General features: G+C 57.2%; 15 protein-coding genes and 2 pseudogenes. 1 reads left to right on the forward strand and 16 read right to left on the reverse strand.

The annotated features are described in order from the left end of the window. Positions 1 to 139 precede the first annotated feature (139 nt). Positions 140 to 1,369, forward strand: coding sequence for an IS701 family transposase (locus tag KRAC_RS43590; RefSeq protein WP_007918358.1), 1,230 nt, complete (start codon positions 140 to 142; stop codon positions 1,367 to 1,369). 305 nt (positions 1,370 to 1,674) lie between these two features. On the opposite strand, the pseudogene KRAC_RS77165 reads toward KRAC_RS43590, so the two are convergent. From KRAC_RS77165 to KRAC_RS43655, 16 genes and pseudogenes are all read right to left on the reverse strand, one after another. Continuing rightward, positions 1,675 to 2,469, reverse strand: a pseudogene (locus KRAC_RS77165) (serine/threonine-protein kinase); the annotation flags it as partial. Between the two features lie 410 nt (positions 2,470 to 2,879). After that, complete coding sequence (locus KRAC_RS43595; RefSeq protein ID WP_007918361.1) at positions 2,880 to 3,530, reverse strand: response regulator; 651 nt, start codon at positions 3,528 to 3,530, stop codon at positions 2,880 to 2,882. Further along, complete coding sequence (locus KRAC_RS43600; RefSeq protein WP_052569136.1) at positions 3,527 to 4,642, reverse strand: HAMP domain-containing sensor histidine kinase; 1,116 nt, start codon at positions 4,640 to 4,642, stop codon at positions 3,527 to 3,529. The genes KRAC_RS43595 and KRAC_RS43600 overlap by 4 nt, the downstream gene beginning before the upstream one ends. A 140-nt stretch (positions 4,643 to 4,782) precedes the next feature. Then, complete coding sequence (locus KRAC_RS43605; protein ID WP_007918363.1) at positions 4,783 to 7,206, reverse strand: ABC transporter permease; 2,424 nt, start codon at positions 7,204 to 7,206, stop codon at positions 4,783 to 4,785. Then, a complete protein-coding gene (locus KRAC_RS43610) occupies positions 7,203 to 8,000 on the reverse strand; it encodes an ABC transporter ATP-binding protein (protein WP_007918364.1) in 798 nt (265 codons plus the stop codon). Before KRAC_RS43610 ends, KRAC_RS43605 begins: the two co-directional genes overlap by 4 nt. Before the next feature lie 232 nt (positions 8,001 to 8,232). Then, a complete protein-coding gene (locus tag KRAC_RS43615) occupies positions 8,233 to 9,666 on the reverse strand; it encodes an AAA family ATPase (RefSeq protein WP_007918365.1) in 1,434 nt (477 codons plus the stop codon). Continuing rightward, positions 9,653 to 12,307 (reverse strand): DDE-type integrase/transposase/recombinase, encoded by a 2,655-nt coding sequence (locus KRAC_RS43620; RefSeq protein WP_007918366.1) that lies wholly within the window; start codon positions 12,305 to 12,307, stop codon positions 9,653 to 9,655. The genes KRAC_RS43615 and KRAC_RS43620 overlap by 14 nt, the downstream gene beginning before the upstream one ends. A gap of 231 nt (positions 12,308 to 12,538) precedes the next feature. Next, complete coding sequence (locus KRAC_RS63715; protein WP_052569139.1) at positions 12,539 to 12,817, reverse strand: IS110 family transposase; 279 nt, start codon at positions 12,815 to 12,817, stop codon at positions 12,539 to 12,541. A gap of 53 nt (positions 12,818 to 12,870) precedes the next feature. Beyond that, positions 12,871 to 13,074 carry a hypothetical protein gene (locus KRAC_RS63720; protein WP_052569141.1) on the reverse strand — a complete coding sequence of 68 codons (204 nt, stop codon included), beginning with the start codon at positions 13,072 to 13,074 and terminating at the stop codon, positions 12,871 to 12,873. 259 nt (positions 13,075 to 13,333) lie between these two features. Further along, positions 13,334 to 13,591 (reverse strand): annotated as a pseudogene (locus KRAC_RS80210) (integrase core domain-containing protein); the annotation flags it as partial. 258 nt (positions 13,592 to 13,849) lie between these two features. Further along, complete coding sequence (locus KRAC_RS43630; protein ID WP_040447114.1) at positions 13,850 to 14,206, reverse strand: hypothetical protein; 357 nt, start codon at positions 14,204 to 14,206, stop codon at positions 13,850 to 13,852. Positions 14,207 to 14,233: 27 nt separating this feature from the next. Then, on the reverse strand, positions 14,234 to 16,312 hold the full coding sequence (locus KRAC_RS43635; RefSeq protein ID WP_007918368.1) for a serine/threonine-protein kinase: 2,079 nt from the start codon (positions 16,310 to 16,312) through the stop codon (positions 14,234 to 14,236). A gap of 103 nt (positions 16,313 to 16,415) precedes the next feature. After that, a complete protein-coding gene (locus tag KRAC_RS63725) occupies positions 16,416 to 16,649 on the reverse strand; it encodes a hypothetical protein (RefSeq protein ID WP_052568044.1) in 234 nt (77 codons plus the stop codon). Next, entirely contained in the window at positions 16,642 to 18,438 is a 1,797-nt protein-coding gene (ltrA, locus tag KRAC_RS43645; RefSeq protein WP_007918369.1) for a group II intron reverse transcriptase/maturase, read from the reverse strand. The genes KRAC_RS63725 and ltrA overlap by 8 nt, the downstream gene beginning before the upstream one ends. A 425-nt stretch (positions 18,439 to 18,863) precedes the next feature. Further along, positions 18,864 to 19,577, reverse strand: a complete 714-nt coding sequence (locus KRAC_RS43650) for an ISAs1 family transposase (protein ID WP_157507863.1) — start codon at positions 19,575 to 19,577, stop codon at positions 18,864 to 18,866. 12 nt (positions 19,578 to 19,589) lie between these two features. Continuing rightward, positions 19,590 to 20,018, reverse strand: coding sequence for a transposase family protein (locus KRAC_RS43655; protein WP_040447118.1), 429 nt, complete (start codon positions 20,016 to 20,018; stop codon positions 19,590 to 19,592). Positions 20,019 to 20,053: the final 35 nt, after the last annotated feature.

The following is a 20,053-nucleotide window of genomic DNA, read 5'->3' on the forward strand; positions in this document are numbered from 1 at the left end:
TTCTAGAACCGGATCATGCGATAAGCCTGCTTGTTTTTGTTACTGGTGGATTTAACGAACGGAGCACTAGTACTACAGTTGGAGTTAGGTGCTAGTATAGAAAGAGAGCAACCAATCACCCAGCGAAAGAAGCAGGATCATGAACCACCAGGAAATCAAAGAGGAGGAAGAGGCCGCAGTGCGGTGGGCAGGATGCCTCGATGAAGTGCATGCACGTATCGCAGGGCGCTTTGCCCGCTCCGAACAGCGCCAGCGTGCGCGGGCGTATCTGCAAGGGTTGTTGCGTCCCATTGAGCGCAAAAATGGCTGGCAACTGGCAGAAGCAGCAGGAGAAGCCAATCCCTACGGCTACCAGGAACTGCTCAGTCGGGCACACTGGGATGCTGATGCGGTTCGCGACGACCTGCTGGACCTGGTGCGAGAGAAACTCGCTGATTGCACCGCCGTGGTCGTCATTGATGAAACGGGCTTTGTGAAAAAGGGCACCAAGTCGGTCGGAGTCGCTCCTCAATACAGCGGGACGGTGGGCAAGATTGGCAACTGCCAGATCGGCGTCTTCCTAGCCTACGCGAGTCCCAAGGGGCAGGTGTTGATGGATCGGGAGATCTATTTACCTCACGAATGGACTGATGATCGCCACCGCTGTGAGGAAGCAGGTGTGCCAGAGGAGATGGAGTTTGCCACCAAGCTTGTCCTGGCTCGCCGCATGCTCGAACGGATGCTTGCCCATCACCTGCCCTGCGCCTGGGTAACTGCTGACAGCGTGTATGGAGCCGATTATCACCTGCGGCGCTTTCTCACCGAGCACCACATTCCTTACGTGCTGGCTGTCCCACCTCAGAATCAGATCCGGATGGGATTGGATGAAGGCTTTGCCTCCGTTGGGGTGGATGAGTGGTTCGCGCGCAAGCATTCTGGGCGTTGGTATCGACTCTCAGCCGGATGGGGATCGAAGGGACCTCGGTGGTTTGAATGGGCCTGGCGAAAAATGGATGCAGAGGTTCCCGATGGCTGGCAAGCCTGGATCGTGGTGCGACGTAGCCTCACCGATCCCACTGAGGTCGTCTATCATCGGGTGTGTGCCCCAAAACAGACCACGCTACAACAGATCGTGGACGTAGCCGGCCAGCGCTGGAAGGTCGAAGAAGCCATCGAGCGAGCGAAAGGCGAGTGTGGACTCGATCAGTACGAAGTGCGTTCCTGGACCGGGTGGTACCGGCATGTCACGCTCTCGCTTGTGGCCCAATTGTGTGCAACAATGATGGTCGAACAGGCCAATACCGCCCGGGAAAAAAAAGCGTGGGAACAGCAGTCCAGCCCAAGCAGTTTGCAGCAGTTCAAGTGCCAGAGAGGATTGGTTGTCCATTGATCCCTTACACCCTTCCAGAAGTGCTTCGCCTTGTCTGGTCGCTGGTGTGGCAACAGATCGTTCAACATGCTCAGGTGGTGGCCTGGTCTCTCTTTCGGCGGCACCATCAGGCGGTCGCTCAAGTTTACCATTACAAACGCCGTTTGGCTCTCAATACTTCCTAACTCCAACTGTAGTACTAATGTTTTAGCCAGAGCTGTAGGTTGCAGATGAGATGCTAGAAGGGTATCAGGGGGAAGGGTTGCTGCTTGTGTCAGAGGAGTGCATAGTGCTTCGAGAAAGGCTGGAACGTCAGAGTAGCGCTCAGAGCGCTGCTTAGCCATAGCCTTAAGGATCGCCTCTTCGGTCGCGGCTGGTATCTCTGGATTGTGTTCTGTGGGTGCAACAGGCTGCTCGGTAAGATGCTTGAATCCCATTGAGAGGGCATCGGGCGCGGTAAAGGGGGGACGGCCAGTCAAGAGTTCGTAGGCGATACATCCCAGCGCATACTGGTCACATTGCCTGCTAACATTCCCCTGGAATTGTTCTGGAGCCATGTAGGGTGGGGTACCACTCACATGTGTAAAGTGTTTCATACTCTCCTCTGAGAGCGTCACCGCGATGCCAAAGTCAGCCAGTAGTGCATTACTATCACTATCGAAAAGAATATTCTCAGGTTTGAGATCTCGGTGAATAATATTGCGCTGATGCGCGTAGTCGAGCCCCTGCCCAACATGTGAGAGAATGGTCAGCGCCTGTTCCAAAGGAAGCGGTGTCTGGCGGTGAAGTAAGTCGCGCAGTGAACCACCAGCAGCATAGTCGATAATCAAATAGGGCTGGCTTTGTAGAAAGCCAAAGTCAAGAACTCGGAGAATGTGGGAATGCTTTAACAGAGCGAGAAATTGTGCTTCCTGTTGGAACTGTTCGCGCTCTTTTTGAGTTCCGATGAAGGTGTGCAACAGTTTAATAGCGACAATGTGTTCTTGAAGGTACTTGTGTTCCGCCTTGAAAACACTACCAAAGGCCCCACGATTTAATGCCATCGTGACACGGTAGTTCCCTATCTCTTGTCCAATAAGAGTCTGCTCATCCATAAACAGGTTTGTACCTCGATCTGCCATATTTGAGCTAGTGAAGCTTTGTCAATAGCAGTTTTTTAAGTTTTAGCCCATCACATAATGATGATAGGTGTCGTCTGTCCGATTTAAAGGCGCATTTCTGCCAGGATTATTGCCCAGGATTGGCTCTGATGGCTGGGCGAGACAATTTCTGGATAAAATCTCTGTCTCATAATGTGACGTGGTAACATAGCTCATCTTTCAAAGGGCTCCGAAGCTCTGACGAAATGGATTGTTTCGTCACCATAAAATGGCGCGCATCTCTTGAAAGCCGCATCTGAAGCCACACGAGTTTTGCCAGGATAACATGGCACAGAACCCCAAAAAACAGATGGGTTTCTGAGCAAAAGCGGCCCTTGCTGGGGGGAGCTCAGCAAGGGCCGCTTTTGCTCGTTTCTCGGCTCACCCCGCATTTAGCTTCCCATCAATCCCTGGCGCCAGGCAAAGATGGCGGCCTGCGTGCGGTCGACGAGATGCAGCTTGCCGAGGATGTTGCGGACGTGGCTTTTCACCGTCTTTTCGCTGAGGACGAGCCGATCGGCGATCGCGGCGTTGCTCAGCCCCTCGGCGATCAGGCGCAGTACTTCCCGCTCGCGCTCACTCAGTTGGGCGAAGCTCGCCATGTCAGGATGCGACGCGCCATCCAGCTCCTGCACGACGCGTGCGGCGATGTGGGGATGCATCACGACCTCGCCACACGCCGCTTTGCGGATCGCGTCGGCCAGATCGGGCAGGCCGATGTCTTTGAGCAAATAGGAGAGCGCGCCGGCACGGATGGCGGGAAAGATATGCTCGTCCTCATGATACGAGGTCAGCACGATGACCTGGGAGCCGGGGCTTTTCTGCTTCACCAGCCGGGTCGCCTGCACACCGTCCATGCCGGGCATCACCAGATCCATCAGCACGACGTCGGGGGCCAGGTCAGTTGCCAGCAACACCGCTTCGCCGCCGGAGCCAGCCTCGCCCACGACGGCGAAATCCGGTTGCGCTTCGAGGAATGCCTGCACGCCGCGCCGCACGACCGCATGATCATCGACAATCAAGATGGTGATGGGATCGCTCATCGTGTCGCCTCCTGGGTCGGCTTCGAAGCTGAGTGCAGCGGGATCGTGGCCTCCACCGTCGTCGCGCCCGCTGCGCTGGAGATAGTCAGCGCGCCGTCATGGGCAGCTACTCGCTCGTGCATGCTGGCTAACCCCACGCCGCGCCCGCTGGCACGGGCCACGTCGAAACCGGTGCCGTCGTCGACGATGGTCAGGCGCACCTGCGCACCATCCCACGCGAGTTGGATGGTGACGTGCGCGGCTCCGCTGTGGTGCGCGATGTTGGTGAGCGCTTCCTGCGCGACGCGAAAGAGCGCCTCCTCGCTGTCGAGCGCGATGGCCCGCTCGCCTTGGACCTGCATGGCAACGGCGATGCCCATGCGGCGCGACCACTCCTCGGCATAATCGCGCAGGACGACGGCCAGCCCTTTATCTTCCAGGCGGGCCGGGCGCAACTCACGGATGACCGCGGTCAATTCCTGGCGGGTCTGCTTGGCCAGCGCCTCGGCTTCGGCGAGATAGGTCTGCGCAGGCCCCGTATCCGGCGGCAGATACGTGCGCGCCGCGCCGACCAGCAGGGCGGTGGCGAAGACATTTTGCTTGATGGAATCATGCAGATCGCGCGCCAGCCGGTTGCGCTCCTCGATTACCGCAAGCTCCTCGCGCGCCGCCAGCAGAGTGTGGAGTTGTTCGGCCATGTCGTTGAGGTCCTGCCCCAGCTGGCCGATTTCATCGCGGGAGGGATCACGCACCTCGACCGCAAACTCCCCTTTGCTCCAGGCTTGCGCCGCCTGGGTGATCCGGTGCAGGCGGTGGGTGACGTTGCGCATGATCAGCAGGCCGGTTAGCGTGCCGACTACGCTGGCGATCAGGATGAAATACAGACTCCCGCCCTGCAAGTGATTCCAAAAGATGCTGAGAAACAGGGAGACGCCAGAGGGCGTGGGCGAACTGGGGGGCGAGAAGCCAGAAGGTGAGGGGTGAACGGTGATGTTCCCCTGCTGATAACCTTGAAAGCTGGCAGGAAGGGTGATGGCGACTTCAATGATGACGGCTGCCAGCAAAGTGACGAGCAAGTAGGAACCCGTCAACCGCCAATAGAGTCCCCCAAAACGTTTGCGTAGACTTTGCATGTCACTTCTCCTCCGCATAATCATACCGCACCGCTCCTCCCGGCGCGGGCTCAGAAACTCTCGAAAGACGCGAGTAGTATACCATACGAGGCAAACCGGGAGCAGCGCGTCCGGACGCTCTGCCCTGCTCCCGATGGCCGCTACTCGTAGCGCAGCATATCGGCGATGCGCACGCGCGAAGCCCGCAGCGCCGGAATGATGCTCGCCAGTGTCGAGATGATGAGTACGGCTGCCAGCATGACGACCAGGGCTGAAGGGGCGATGAGGAAATCCACTCGGAACACCAGCTTGCTCATCACCTGGATGAACCCATAGGCCAGCGGAAGCCCCAGCAGCGCGCAAAGCCCCCAGGCGATGCCGCCCAAGGCCAGCCCTTCGACCCAGAAGACGCGCGCCACTCGCCAGTCGGAGGCTCCCATCGCACGCAGCAGGCCGATCTCGCGCCGCCGTTCCAGCACCGAGGCCGCCAGCGCGTTTGCCAGTCCCAGGATGCCCACCGCCCCCACGATCAGCGCCACGCTGTAGAGCAGGACATAGAAGATCAACCAGCTCTGCTGGCGGCGCTGGACCTCCTGCTGTCTGGTGTGAACCAATCCTCCATTCACATGCCCTCCATTCGCATTGCCTGCATTGACCAGTTGATCGACCTGCCTGGTGAGGGCATCCACGGCACCTGGCGCATGGTCCCGCGCCTGAATCAGCAGTTCCGGTGTCAAATCGGCGGGGTCGCCGAACAAGTGATTGGCGTTCTCCACCGAGGTAATCACTGTGCCAATTTGTCCAAGACCATCCATCGGCTGATGAATGATGCCGATAATGGTCCAGGTGGCCTGATTCCCTGGTGTGGGCTGACCATTGAAATACTGAACACTCGAAAGGGTCAGGGTATCGCCCACGTGCAAGCCCGTTGCCGTGGCCGCCTCTTCGTTGATCAGGGCCGCATTTGTGTCACCGGGAGAGAGCCAGCGCCCGCTGATGAGCTGCGGGGAATAGAGTTTGGTATCCGGCTGAAAGCCCAGCAGGAGCATTTGCCCCCATTGGCTCTCTGCCCCCTCCGCTTCTCGGTAGCGTTCCACCAGTCCGACATTAGGCAACGCGCTGATCTGCGAGACCAGTGGCGCGTTTTGCGCGTAGATCTGCGCCGAGACATCGTAATGATAGGGAGTGAACGCATTCGCGGTGGTCTGGTTGGTGGCAGCGGTGGCCGTTTGGACCACCAGGAAGGTGGTCCCTGCCAGCGTCAATGTCAGCAGAGTCAGCGCCGCCCGCCAGCGTTTGCGGAAGACCCCGCGCAGTCCCAGCCAGGTCGTCTGCGAGACCCAGGGCATTTGCTGTGCCAGCCTGGCGCGGCGATTGCCAGCCCGCCCGGCGCTGATGCCATAGGCGGAAAGCGCCTCGCGCACGGTGATGCGCGTGCCGATCCACAGCGGCACGAGGGCTGAAAGCAGCGGCACACCAAAGCCAACCGCCAGGCCAAGGATGATGATCCAGGGGAAGACGGTAAAGGGACCCACAGCGAGCGAACTGGCGCTGGCAAGGGAGGATGCCAGCGGATACCCCAGAAGGAGCCCGAGCGCGATGGCGGGCAAGGTTGCAGCCGCGCTGTAGATCACCACCGAGAGCAGGTAGCCGCGCAGAATGGTGCCGCGCGTCCCGCCCACGGCTTTCAGCGTGCCGATGATCGGCGTCTGCTCGGTAATGAGCGTGATGATGGTGTTAAGAATGAGAAGCGCGCTCAACATCACCGCCAGGATGGATAACATCAGCAGCAGTGTAAAGACGCCGTTGGCGGTACGGATATTTGCCTGGTTGAATGGCTGGTTGATCGTTTCGCTCAGGACAGCCACGCCTTTCGCCCGCAGCACACGCGCCAGCGCGTCCTCCGTTGTAATCACCTGGCTGATGTTCTGGACCTTGACCGCAACTTCTTGCCGTACCTGCGGCCCCTGGCTGCCCGGCGCGGGCACAAAGGACCCAAATGCCTGCGTGATGGCGGCCTCGCTCATATACCCGCGCGCCGTGCCGCTGTCCGCCGGATTTGCCAACCCCTGGGTGCGCGCAAAGCCCACGACGCGCAACATGGTGGTAGTCTGGCCAGTGTCCACGGTAACCGTATCGCCAAGGGAAACACTCTGTAACTCCTGGTCTCCATATTCCAGCACAACCTCACCCACGCCTGGGTAGCGCCCACTCGTCAGTTGAAACGGCGTGATGGGAGCGTGGTACAAGTCAGGAAAGCTGACAAGCGTGATGGGCACGTGTCCGGGCGTGGCGCTGACGTGCCACTGCGTCGCAAATACCGCTTGCATTTGCACCGCTCGCACGTTCGCAACGGCGGAAAGCTGCGGGGTCAGCGCCGGGTCAAGCTGATTCACCTGGAGCGTAATATCTGGAGAGTTGACGGCGGTGCCTGTGCTGTAGGTAAAGGCGGACAGGAGGGTCTGCTGAATGAACGTGATGCCCACGAGGCCCAGCACGCCGATGAAGATGCCCAGCACGACCATCAGCGTTCGCCCCTTGCGCCGCGTCACATCCGCAAATGACTTTTTCAGGCTGGCGCTCATGACCACACCTCCGGCGAAGCAGCAAGCAGCGCTTGCGCGCCGTGCTGTCCAACGATGCGTCCATCGAGCAGATCAATACGCGCCTGGGCGCGGGCCGCGAGGTTGGGATCATGGGTGACATAGATCACGGTTTTGCCGACCTCGGTCAAGCTCGCCAATGTGTCAAAGACACCATGCGCCGTCCGCGAATCCAGATTGCCGGTCGGCTCGTCGGCAACGAGGATAGGCGGATCGTTGGCCAGCGCCCGCGCCATCGCGACGCGCTGCTGCTGCCCGCCGGAAAGCTCGCTGGGCAACCGATGGGGAAAGGCGCCCAGGTCCACCGTTTCCAGGCACATCTGCGCCCGCTCACGCCAGGCCCGGCGGGGGAGCCCGCCACCTTTGCCCAATTCCAGAGCCAGCAAGACATTCTCCAGCGCGGTGAGGGTGGGGACCAATTGGAAAAATTGAAAAATGATCCCCACGTGCTGTCCGCGCCAGCGCGCCAGGGCGTTCTCGGAGCTTCCGCTCAGTTCCTCGGCGCCGAAGAGCACGCGCCCGCTGCTTGGGCGGTCGATGCCCGTCAGCAGGTGGAGTAGGGTTGATTTGCCGCTGCCCGATGGCCCATTGATGACAAACAAACTCTGCGCAGGCACGCTGAACGTCACATCATTGAGGATGACGGTTTTCTGGGTGCGGGTCGCGATGATCCGCGACAGATGCTCCACACGGATCAACGGGCTGCCTTGCGGGAATGGTGCAGATGGTCTCGATGTGGTCGTCTGTCCCAGGGACGATTTCCTTCTCTGTAGCATATACGATCTCCTTCGGGGTGGCCTCACCCCTGGCCCCTCTCCATTGCGATGGAAAGGGGAACCATGTGGCATAATCGAGGAAACCATGCGGTTTCCTCACTCAAAGCATGCCTGATGTCAGGAGATCCGTCATCAGTCTTAGGGCGGAACGCGCTCAGTCTGTAGGCTGAAAATGGGTGCGTTGCAAGCACGATTGGCTTGTCTCTGCCACGCGCGGGGGTTCCCTCTGCTTTCAGCTAGCAGAAGGCGTCCAGACTCCCTCTCGTCTGATCCAGCGTCTCCCACGATTTGGGGTGCTGGTCGTGCGCCTGGGGTGCCAACGGAATCTCACGATGGCTCCCTTTGGGTGCATGTCTCGAACCGCGAGACAGACTGGACATTCAAAACAGAAGAGGTTGGCTTCTTCCATCTGCGCGAGGGACACCGGAATGACTTCGGTAAAGGGACAGCCGGTGTTTTTCCGCTCGAGGGTAGCTCCTGCCTCTCCCACAGGATCACGCTCGGGGGCACGGCTTCCCACACGACGTGGTGTCGGTTTGGGCGTGATTTGCGGTAGAGGGAATGACTCCGAAGCACCTTCTCTGATCGTGGAAGCTTCCTTCTCCTCCCCAGCTTTGGGGGAACTTCCAAGCGCTGATTCTGTCTGCTCTGCTTTCTTTGGGGGCTGCTTTAGGAGCGCCTGGAACTTTTTGGCACTCTCGCTGTTGTGAAGCGCCACCTGGCGTTCTCCTGCACGCGCTTCCATCTCTAAACTCAGTCGCCTGGCCGGATGCGGCATGGTTTGGGTGAGGACCTCCTCCGTTAAACTGGTCCCGTGTTGGACGAAGGTCGCTGCCACCGCGTCCACGAGCCAGTCTTTGAGCACGCCAATGCAGCCGACGCAGCCTGAGGCCCACCAGCGCCAGCGTGAGAGCAAGGCAGGTACATCGACCTCAAGCGGAACCCGTTCCAGCAAGTATTTCAAGGCGGCCACAAAGGCCGTGCGTTCTTCCTTGTCCTCGACATGATAGCGGGCAAAATGAATATCGCGGCCCCGACGCGCGAGTTGTCCGCTGGTATTGCGGAAGCCAAAGAGAGCATAGGGGCCAGCAAGGACGTGGAGTACCTTCGTGCGATTGCTTAACGACTTCACCCACTCCAGTTGCTCATCGACGCTGTAACTCCCATCCCCTTGCATTAAGCGATGCCCTTCATCAGCGAACACGGCACGGACGCGCGCCCGGATCAGAGCTTGCTCGGCGACGTGACGCATCTTCAGCCAATCGATCGCTCCTAGTTTTACGCGGGTGGCTCTCGGCGCAGCCATCAAGTGCGCCACGCTGCTTACCAACTCTTTGACCAGCACATGTTCTTTGAGTGCCTCGATGATTTGCCAGTAGTAATCCAGCCGCAGATAGGGTCCCTGATCTGGTGGGATTGGCTCCAACACGAGGATCGGGACCACGAAGCGATCTGATTCCTCGCGCGTGAGCCGTTCGGCGACAACCCCCAAAGCGGTTGTCTTCCCCACACCACCTGGTCCACAGAGCAGGACATGGGTAGCTTCGGCATGCTCTTCCACCCATAAGGAAAGCTGATCATCCACCACTTGCAAATGTGCATGTTTCACGGTGACTGCCTTAAACGTGTCCAAGCGTATTCTAGCCTCGGGTTCAAGCTTTGCCATCTGAGCGATACTCCTCTAACGTTGGAAGGGTGGTCAAGTCCAGCTCATCGTCTGCCTCGCTCGAGGCTTCGCTCGTGTCAAGCGGGAGACCGGTCGACATCGCTCGACCAACAATCGCGTCGCGAATGGACACCCCCTCCAAATCGCGCTGCTGTTGTTCCAGAAGCGGTTCCTCTTCCAACACCTCTTCGAGAAACGCTGCCAGCTTTGTACTGTCCAGACTCATCCGCGTGCGATGGTGGGCGCGCTGCTGTTCGCGCCATTCAGACAGGATCAGTTCCCATTCCCGTTCGGAGCGCCCCTGGATCTGAAGGAAGGCATCAGCGGTACAGGTCAACCATTGTCCATCGACAAAGGCGTAGGTGACCCCCATATTAAAGGGCTCATAGCGAAACGGCACAGCGCGGCCTGCGTCCGAGGCGCCACGCATCAGCGGATTCCAGTATCGCAGCCCATTCACGACAATGCCACGACTCGCATCCAGCTTGGCATAACCGGTGCGCGTGGTTGGGCAGGTCAGGATGAGAAACTCTTCAGAGTACGGGATCAGCCGATGCAGACGCATCCCCGCGAGTGCCACCCCTTGAGCGAACGCTTCCCGCGGACTCTGCCCCAACGACGGGTGGTCCAACTGGTCGTAGATCTCGTAGGCATACTCACACAAGCGAGCGGAGAACCGCTCCAGCGTCCAGACGGCTAGCCGCCTGGGATCAACCTCTCGCGTCATCCGACGAGGATGCTGACTTGCCTGGGTGTTTCCAAGCAATTGATGCAAGAGCTGGGTTGTCGTCGTTCCAAAGAGCCGCTCGACGACCGATCCGACGCGTGGTTGTGCGGGTGGGCGCTCTTTTTTCGTGACGCCGTACCGCGTGAGCAAGGTCTCAAAATACACGCTCCCAAATTCGGGACCACGATCCACCAGACATTCCTGCGGGAGGCGCTGATGGCGCTGGACACAGATCCGCAGCGCCATCATCACCGAGCGATAGCTGGGGGGATCGTAGGTCAGGTAGCACGCCAGAAGCCGGCGGCTGTAGGCGTCGGTGAGAAACGTTGCGTAGGGCCTGTCTAGCGGTTTACCGGTGAGCGAGGACACCAACACAATGTCGAGCTTTGTATGATCCAGATGGGCCAGGGCAAACGGCCGTTCCCCATGGCGGGGAGTGGTCTGGTCCAACCAGGAAAACGGTTGGGAGGCGTAGGCGGCTCGCGTGCCACGACGCCTGGCTTCCACCTCGTTGGTCGCGAACCGAGCGCGCACCCGATAAAACGTGCGCTCACTGACGGGAGGAAGGCCCTGCTTTGCACACTGCTCGCGATACAGCCGATAGACGGCGGCGGCGCTTTTGCTTTGAGGCGTGGCGTAATGAGCCTGGAGCGCTGCCTCTAAGAGCTGGAGAGAAGCCGGCTCAATCCGTTCCGTTCGGTTCCCTCGCGCGGCCACCCGGTCAAGCAAGCCCAGAAAGCCGCACTCATGCTCCCGCTTTCCCTGCTGGTATGCCCTCCACCAGCGTTGGACCGAACGCCGGGAGGCCGTCGTCGGTTCTCCTCGCGCGTAGGCCAGCATCTGGATCATCCGTGCATTTGCTGCCTGGTGCGCTTTGGGACTGGCGTGCAGGAGAATCTGGCGCACCTCTAGGGTCATGGGAGAGGGAGTGGCTGCTCCCACTATCCAGAGAGCGCCTTCCCCTTTCAGCCGCTCAAACTCGGCTCGCGGAAGCACCAGAGGCTCACCCACTTCTGGCCGTAACTGCACCTCTTCCCCTTCAAGCCGCTCCACCCACCAGAGCCGCCCATCCCAGGCCAGCGGTGCACTCGGGAGCGAAAGGTGCAGGGCCGGAGATTCTTCCGACGTATCCCGTGGCACCTGCCCTTCCTCTGCATACAGCGCCACCTGTTCATGACGCATGAGCAGAGTCGCGGAGAGATCGGTGAAAACTCGGCGAGTGGAGAGTAACACCCAGATGACATCAACAGCAAGATGGGGGTAGGTCGCCAGCAAGTCGTTCAGTCTGATCCCGGAATGGGCTTGAATATGCGCCAGAGCCAGAGCTTCATGTTCTGGGTCGGGAGGAACCTCGTGTGCCCAGTGGTCCTGGAGAAACTTCAGGTTTTGAATCTCCAACGGCCGGAATTCCGCAGAGGAACGTAGGCGATAGGTCAGTCCGAGGTGGGACGCATAGGCTTCTCCCGGCGGACAACTCCAGTGCCCTGTAGCGGCCCGGTTGTAGCGACCTGGCTGAGATTCGGCCAGGTGGTCGAGACGCTCAGCCGCCTTCCATTCTTCCCACCCCACCGACTCACGGCGGAGGACAAAGAAGTCTGGGGTATGCCACTGAGTGGTCCGACGACCTGATCTGGCGCGATAGCTGAGCGGGATACGCGAGGGCTGCTCATACAATTCCAAGACATCCTCATCGCATTCCATCTCATAGATCGCCCAAAATTCCCCCTGCTCGCTTTCAAACTGAATCGGCACCCCCATTTTGGGGCTAGGATACCGTCCAGTCACGTTCTTTCCGCGGGCACTGACACGGCGCACTGGCTGAGAAGAACGTATGGACGCAACAAGCTCTTCTGTTTCTGGGGGAAGCTGGAGGTGTTGACACCACGCCTGGAAGGCTTCAGACGTCATCTTCATGATGATTCTCCGATCTGTGTAAACCGCGCGCATCCGTGAGTCTCTCTTTTTCCACCTCAAGCAAAGTATACCTGAGATGGATCAAAAATGCGACGCTTTGGATGCATTTCCTGGCGTCTCTGCCACGTATCTTGGCTCAGGAGAAGAAAAACGTCGTGAAGAAGGGAAAGGAGGAAGAAAAAAAGAAGAGTTTCGTATGTCACGTCAGCTTATGAGGCAGAGGCCATCGGCTCAATCCGCTTGGCAGCGTGGCAGCTTATTTGACAACCGGTTTTTTATATCTGACAAATGACAATTGGCGGTTTCCAACACTTTTTGCACACGATTGACCTCTCGCGCACGCTCCTGGACCAAACTCTTGCGGTATCTGGTGAGATCGCGCAGTTCACGAATAGGGGCTGGCGGAATGAAACTGGCTTTGAGCAGCCCATGGCGCAACAAATCGGCGAGCCATTCGCTATCTTTAATATCGGTCTTGCGACCTGGAATGGATGCGCATATGCTGAGCATTGACCAAGATGACGCTGCGGCCCTCTTCCAACAAGTTAAACACCGGTCTGAAGTCAAATTCCGGTCGATTCCATGGCGATCACCGTGAGGGCTAGACTCTCCAACCAATCAGAAAGCGCCAACAAACCAGCCGTCATGGTAGAGAAGGTCCTGATATGACGCTGAACTTCTCCATTGGCCAGGGTAATCAAAATACAGGCTACTACCGTCTTTTTATGCACATCTAAGCCGCAACAGCGCTCATGGACGACTTGCATGCCAACTCCTACCTCTCTCAATAGGCGTTCTTCGTCATAGCGCGCGACCAACGAGAGGTGCGAAGTAAGACACAAATTTCCTACGCGTGCTCAGTTCTTTCAATCTGGCGACAATCAGCTCTGCTGGACGCACCCGGATCAGCTTCGTAGACGGGTTGAAGCACACCACTGTGAGCCGATCTCTACACGTTGGCCTCGTGGGTATTCTATCCCATTTTCATCATTTTCTCTGACTCAGAGAGTCATCATGCTTCGTAGGGCATTTACCACCATAGGTTCGGTGATACCGCTCAACGTAGGCATTTTTGTCGGATCGATGCGGCGGGCACACGTGGGGCCTGATCCCCAGGCACAACAGGAGCCGACGCAACGGCGAGGGGAAATCCCGGCCTGACACACTGACTACCCAGCGCGGATCGCGATCAAAGGTCATCTGACGGGGACGCCCATATCGGCGGAGGAACGTGATCACCGCTTCCAGCGCGGTTTGCTCGTGAAAATCTTCTCGGGCCTGGGCCCACTGTTAACGCCGACGTCATTACGCGCCGGTTTAAGGCTAAAATGACAGCTTTTTAAAGCGAGAAAGAAATGACCATTTTTTCGCTTCAATGGCACATCAATCCTCTTAACACGCTTCACACGCGGTGTCAAGGGAAAACGGAGCGGCCAGGGTTTTCCAATTCTACCCTGGCGGTTGCCTCCGGCCAGCGCAGCGGGCCTTGGAGAAAGGGATATAAGTGGAGAATATGGTGCGCTACTGAGTGACGATTCCCCCTTACGACTCAAGCCGTAGGTGCCCTGTCGCACTCCCAATGGGCTTGAGCCATTGGTCAAGAAAGGCATAGGCTTCGGCTTTTACTTCGGAAGGGAAGCTATGTCCAGATGGGAAAATCAGAGCGCGGAAGCGTTCTGGTACGCCCTGTTTGGCATAGATACGCTGCGCTTGCTCGCTACGTGATCGCACGCCATCGATAGGGAAGAGGCTATCATATTCCTCCGTGGTCAGGAGAAAGGGGTGTGGTACCAGATTACACAGCATCGAAGGCCCGAAGATCGCGTCAGGAGCTACCTTCTCAGGGAAGTGCCCCAATCGTGTGAGGAGAGTTTGCCGTAATGCAGAACTTTCGTTCATAAGGTTCTCTCTTTCTAGATTCGCCATTCAACGTGCTTCTGGTGCAACCCAGACTCGGGCGCTTTTGCCATCGTCTCCTGAGGCAATCCACTTCCCGTTCGGTGACCAGGCTACAGCGTTTACATCGCTGGTATGACCGCGATACGTAAAGATGGGTTTGCCATTTGTGGCATCCCAAACCTGTGCTGTCTCATCGTTGCCGCCAGAAACAATTCGCTTTCCGTCTGGCGACCAGGCAACCGAATTGACATATTCAGCATGTCCACGATAGATCACAACATCGTCGCCATTGGCGGCATCCCACACATGCACCGTTTTATCTTTCCCTCCAGACGCAACTCGCTTCCCATCTGGCGACCAAGCCACTGTGTCCACGCGGTCGGTATGTCCACGATATACAAACGTTTGCTTGCCATCTGCCGTGTTCCAGATATAGACCATGTTGCCGCCACCGGAGGCAATCTGTCGACCATCGTGAGGGGACCAAGCGACTGTTTTTGCAGCCCCCAGACCTCTCTGATAGATGGAACGCTGGCTGCCATCTACCGCGCTCCACGCTTCCATTGTCCTCACTCCAGTGACGGCGACCCACTTCCCATCTGGTGACCAGGCGACCTCCTCTACAAGATTGTCGTGTCCAGTGTAAACATAGGTAAATATATGACCGCCTTCAGCGACATCCCATACACGCACCATTTTATCAAAACTGCCGGAGGCGATCCGTGCCCCATCGGGTGACCACGCCAGTCCATACACTCCTTCGGTATGTTCACGATAGGTCAAGATATGGCTGCCTTTCGCTGCTTCCCAGACCTGTACCGTCTTATCGCCTCCACCGGAGGCAATCCGCTTCCCATCTGGCGACCAGGCGATCACATCCACTGTATCATCATGGCCCTCATAGCTATAAAGGGTAGCTCCCACTGATGGCAAAGCAGTCAAGAAGGGAGGAGATGTCGAAGCTGATGTGGATAAGAGTTCATTACGCGAGGCTACAAGCCAGGTGAGTCCTATCCCCAAGCCAGCCAAACCACTCAGGCCCGCCACAATCACCGTTCGACGTGCAAGGCGCTTTGAGGGCTGAGTTGTGTGTTTCCTCACGTTCGCCGATGACATATCCTCATTGGGTACTGTTGATGGTGCTACGGCTCTTAACTCCGTTGGCGGGGTATCTTCTTCCACTCTTATTGATGGGGCATCCGCTCTCTGGCGCATTACGAGCGGGTCCTCTTGTGAGTTGGGAGATGGAAGGCTCGCTTGTAGAGGCTGCACAATGTCAGGTTGCTCCGCCTGGTACGCCTCACGCAAGGCAGTAGCAAAGGCGCGTATATTTTGAAACCGTTGGTCGGGGTCTTTAGCGAGAGCCTTCATCACCACCTGTTCAATATCAGATGAGATCGCGGGGATCTTCTCACGTAATGAAGGGGGTGGCGCGAACATGTGCTGCGCACAAAGTTCAGCAAACGCTCCCCCAAATGGGCGCTCCCCGCATAACCATTCATAGACAACGATGCCCAGCGCGTACTGATCACTTGAGGGGGAGAACCTGCCCTGGAGTTGTTCAGGAGACATATAGGTAACAGTCCCCGCGATGCCCAGCACTTTCTGATCACGCGAACTCTGTGTAGCTGCTGCAATACCAAAATCGCTCAAGAGCACTTGATGATGCTGATCCAACAACATATTCTCAGGCTTAATATCTCGATGAATCACGTTTTGATCATGAGCATATTGCAACGCCTCGGCAATATGCTGAACATAGGGGGCAATAGTCTCTCTGGACAGAATTGTCCCTTTAGGATGCTGCCGCCTCAGGGTCCCACCCACGGCATAGTCCATGACCAGGAATGGCGTGTTATCCTCCACGTCAAACTCAAGAACCCGCACGATATGAGGATGAGCTAAGCGCGCGATAGTACGGGCTTCCTCGCGAAACTTCTCAATATCAGTACGGCCCAAGCGAGTATGAAGCACCTTGATAGCAGCCTGAGTCCCTAGATGAATGTGCTCACCAAGATAGACTTGAGCAAAGCCTCCTTCTCCTAACAAGCGAAGCATATGGTAATTGCCGAGCCGCTCTCCTATGTGGCTGATCTGCTCTCCCATTCTGCATATTCCCCAATTATCTGGATCTCTATTGTTCTCCACAAAAGCCAATTGTAGGACAAAAGAGGCAGAACAGTCAAGAATTATCCCTTACACTCCAGGGCTATGTAAAAGTCAGCAGAGACCCCAAGAGCAAGCGAGCAACCAGATGAGGTCGAGCGTCGAAAAGCCGCATTTGCTTGGGAACATTCGTCACGCCACAAAAATCGAGCAGTCCTAGGAGAAAACTGTTCAAGACTGCCAGGACGCGGGGAGCGGCCCCCTTGCGGACCTGACAATGATCTTCACGAAGCGTCACATCACGCCGATGGTGGAGGCGATTTTGAGAGCTAGGCAAGAGGGATCGCTCCCTCCTGCCCGCCTTCAGAACCGGACATGAGAGCTTTCCCCTCATCCGGCTCCTCAATGGGATGGCTCGTGTCATGAGTACCCCAGACATGCTTCTTTGTATGTCGTTGATCGTGGCAGTGCCGATGGAGAGCGAAAAGATTACTGAGTGCATCTGTACCCCCTTCACTGCGGGGAGTGATGTGATCGATCTCAATCAAATCGTTCTCGGTAAAGTGCAGTTCACACCAACGGCATTTCCCTTGTTGCTTGTGCAGCAAGGCCCCCAGTTTACTCCTGTTGAGCGGATGAGATTGTTGTAATCTCTTCGCCCAGTAGAGCAGGTTACCATCGAACGGGCTGGTCGTGCCTTTCACCTTCACATGGCGTTGGATCGCCGTTGCTGCGTGATCGCTGAGATAGAGTCCATCAGGCGTTGCAAAGCGCCAGTGATCTTGTCCCATTGTTCGCCAGTAGCGCGTTCGTATCCAACTCGCAGACTTGCGTGTGTGTCGGCGTTTGGCCCAGCGAAGCAGAAGCGGAAACAGGTGGTAGTCGCAGTCATTGAGAGTTTTCTTGGCGGCGACGCTGCGGTAGTAGCGTGACCATCCACGGATCTTTGGGTTCAGTTGCCCAATGAGCGCGCCTTGAGAAAGCCCTGTGCCTGCGAGCACTACCGCCCGCAGCCCTTCCCGATGCCGTTTGATAGCTTCTTTACTGGGGCGAATGAGTGTTTTGAAGCCAAGCCGTTTCCCGTGCAGAGTTCCTGAATGGTGTTTACCAACAGAGTACTGTCGGATCTCAAAACCTAAGAAGTCGAAGCCAGGGGCTTCTGCCCCAAGCGCTTCGAGCGTGTGAGCGATACGGGTTTTGCTCGGCTTCATTTCTAATCCCATGTCTTTCAGCCAGTCTTCTAGCCTGCTTTTGGCCTGTTCAATCCCCTCGCGAGTTCGATACAGCACCACCAGGTCATCTGCATAGCGAACCAGCCTGGGCTTATCCTTGCCTTTGTACCCTTGTTGAACAGCTTGCACCATCCCATGCAGGGCGATATTGGCAAGTAAGGGACTCAGTGGACCTCCTTGCGGAGTTCCGGCTGTCGTTGGCTCGAACACGTTGTCTTCCAGCACTCCTGCTCTGAGCCAGGCTTTGATGGCGCGCCTCATCGCGGGAAAGGTCTGGAGTTTGTGTAAGAGTGTTTCGTGATTGATCTGGTTGAAGCAATTCGCGATATCTGCATCAAGCACATATTTGGGCTGTTTGCAGATGTAAATGAAAATGGCTTGAATGGCATCCTGAGCTGAGCGACCAGGACGAAACCCGTAGCTGTCAGCCTCAAATCGTGCCTCCCATTCGGGCTCCAACGCCAATTTTGTCAGGCATTGATGAGCGCGATCCAGCATCGTCGGGATGCCTAATGGCCTTTTCTCTGCCTTTCCTGGCTTGGGTATCCAGACTCGTCTGGTTGGCTGTGGTTTGATCTGCTTGTGATGACGAAGGTATTTCACCAGCGCCAGGCGTTGGGCTGGTTTGACAGATTTGATTCCATCGACTCCAGCCGTCCGCTTGCCCTGGTTATCCTGCGTCATCTTGCGTACTGCCAGCGTCCGGGCTGCTTTCGACTTCATGAGTAACCGTTGAAGGTTGTGAACTGCTTTGTCATTGCCACGAAGAGAGGCTTGATAGATCCGTTTTTGCAGTCGGTACACCGTTCGTTCTAGCTTACGCCAGGGCGTCTGTGTCCAGTCTTCGATTGGTTGGGGGACAACCATCGCTTCCGTTTCTTTCCTGTGACTCATGGCTCTATCCTCCATCTCACCGTGCCGACGTCAGCGTATCCTCTGGCTTTCCCAGAGGCCTTTGCTTCTTCGGCAATCCTTCTCTCCGAGAACATGCGGTTGGTTGTCTGCTCGCTAGATCGACCACCAGCGAGAGTTCTCGCAGAGTTATTCCGTTCCGATCAAGTGTTTTGCGTTCCCGTAGGTTCGTCTCTATCCGCCGGGTCAAGGGGGTGAAGTCGAGAGCCGCATTGATGTTCTCGACCCCTATGTGACCGTGACCATTTTGGTCAGAGCCTCTTACCTCGCGTTGGCTCTTTCACTGTGACGACGGTTCATCGAGCGTTCGCTTGCGCTAACCGTAGGAACCTGTGTAGCGGAGACCACCTGGTCGAGGTCCAGGCTCTTCCGCATTTCTCCCTGCTTCACGGATTGATGACCAGTCGCTACCGTGAGGGAGCCGCGTTTCCTCTTTCACCCAGAGGATGGGGAATTGCGCCCCACATCACTCGATCAGTTGTCAAGGAGCTTTCTCCTTGCTCGCCATCCTTGAGCTTTCGCTCATTTCGGCGAAACGGATCGCACCAATTGCCCAGTGCTCTCGTTGCAAGCGCAGAAGGTCCGCGCGCAGTGGCGAGCGCTGGAGAAAGATTCGTCAAGCCATAGACGACCTCCTGATGACGCTTCCCCGATCGCTCAATGGTGCGAGTCAGGCGAAAGACTTGAGCCACTCCTGGCCAGTTCGAAGAGAGAAAATCATTGAGTTCGGTTGTGGCAACCAGTTCCCGGCGCTCCAGGCGTCCATGCCCTTTGCCGAAGGTCTGAGCCGTCCGCCAATCCCAACAGTCTGTTGGCGGTTCGCTGAAAAACAGATGCAGATCGTCGCGCAACGTTGGCTGGTTGCCCTTGGCGATCAGCAGATAAAACCCTCCATAGGCATCGACCGTGGTGCAAAACGTTTTCTGGGTATGCAACGCATCCGCTGACAGAATGCGTCCTTTCACCCACAGCGGAGTCAGAAACTCCGAGACCATGCTCAACTCGTTTTGCTTCTCGCCCACAATTTGCTCTTTGAGCAACACTCCTGTTTGGGTCTCATACAATCCCACCTGATGCATCGGCTGTTGATCTGCAACGTGATGTCCGAGCGTACCTCGCAACGTCTTGCCGTCTCAAGCGAGATGGACATGGGTTTTTGCCTCTTCTTGCCCCAGCAGTCGGCTCGGTTCCTCTCCACACCGCTTGGTGGCCGCAACCCGTAGGATAAACTGGGCCAGCACTTGGTTCACCTGCTCGGCGTCCAGCGTGCGCAACACATTGCTGTAGGTTGAGGCACACGGAAAGCTGGGCCGTGGCCAGGCTATCACTTGCTTGAGCCACTGCGCACGCAAGCGGACCCACTCGGCTATGGCCGCAGGCGTTGTCATTCCAACCAGTTTGCCCAGCGCGACCAGCGTCAAAATTTGGGCAACGCTGTAGCGCACTCCCCGTTTGTGCCGGCCATCAACCACTTGCTCAAAGGCTCGATACACTGACATCGCTTCGATTTCCTGTAACCATTCTTCGGCTTCCCTTGCTCCTTGGGGCATGTTATAGTTCATCCAACGGCCTTCCTTGCTTGTTGAGATCTTTGCTT

Origin of the sequence: Ktedonobacter racemifer DSM 44963 (assembly GCF_000178855.1) — a bacterium.
Taxonomy (GTDB): Bacteria; Chloroflexota; Ktedonobacteria; order Ktedonobacterales; family Ktedonobacteraceae; genus Ktedonobacter; species Ktedonobacter racemifer.

What these genes read in the sequence shown, in the direction of transcription:
- KRAC_RS43590 (WP_007918358.1), top strand. Translation starts at nt 140, where the DNA reads ATGAACCACCAGGAAATCAAAGAGGAGGAAGAGGCCGCAGTGCGGTGG.
- KRAC_RS43595 (WP_007918361.1), bottom strand. Translation starts at nt 3,530, where the DNA reads ATGAGCGATCCCATCACCATCTTGATTGTCGATGATCATGCGGTCGTG.
- KRAC_RS43600 (WP_052569136.1), bottom strand. Translation starts at nt 4,642, where the DNA reads ATGCAAAGTCTACGCAAACGTTTTGGGGGACTCTATTGGCGGTTGACG.
- KRAC_RS43605 (WP_007918363.1), bottom strand. Translation starts at nt 7,206, where the DNA reads ATGAGCGCCAGCCTGAAAAAGTCATTTGCGGATGTGACGCGGCGCAAG.
- KRAC_RS43610 (WP_007918364.1), bottom strand. Translation starts at nt 8,000, where the DNA reads ATGCTACAGAGAAGGAAATCGTCCCTGGGACAGACGACCACATCGAGA.
- KRAC_RS43615 (WP_007918365.1), bottom strand. Translation starts at nt 9,666, where the DNA reads ATGGCAAAGCTTGAACCCGAGGCTAGAATACGCTTGGACACGTTTAAG.
- KRAC_RS43620 (WP_007918366.1), bottom strand. Translation starts at nt 12,307, where the DNA reads ATGAAGATGACGTCTGAAGCCTTCCAGGCGTGGTGTCAACACCTCCAG.
- KRAC_RS63715 (WP_052569139.1), bottom strand. Translation starts at nt 12,817, where the DNA reads ATGCTCAGCATATGCGCATCCATTCCAGGTCGCAAGACCGATATTAAA.
- KRAC_RS63720 (WP_052569141.1), bottom strand. Translation starts at nt 13,074, where the DNA reads ATGCAAGTCGTCCATGAGCGCTGTTGCGGCTTAGATGTGCATAAAAAG.
- KRAC_RS43630 (WP_040447114.1), bottom strand. Translation starts at nt 14,206, where the DNA reads ATGAACGAAAGTTCTGCATTACGGCAAACTCTCCTCACACGATTGGGG.
- KRAC_RS43635 (WP_007918368.1), bottom strand. Translation starts at nt 16,312, where the DNA reads ATGGGAGAGCAGATCAGCCACATAGGAGAGCGGCTCGGCAATTACCAT.
- ltrA (WP_007918369.1), bottom strand. Translation starts at nt 18,438, where the DNA reads ATGAGTCACAGGAAAGAAACGGAAGCGATGGTTGTCCCCCAACCAATC.
- KRAC_RS43655 (WP_040447118.1), bottom strand. Translation starts at nt 20,018, where the DNA reads ATGAACTATAACATGCCCCAAGGAGCAAGGGAAGCCGAAGAATGGTTA.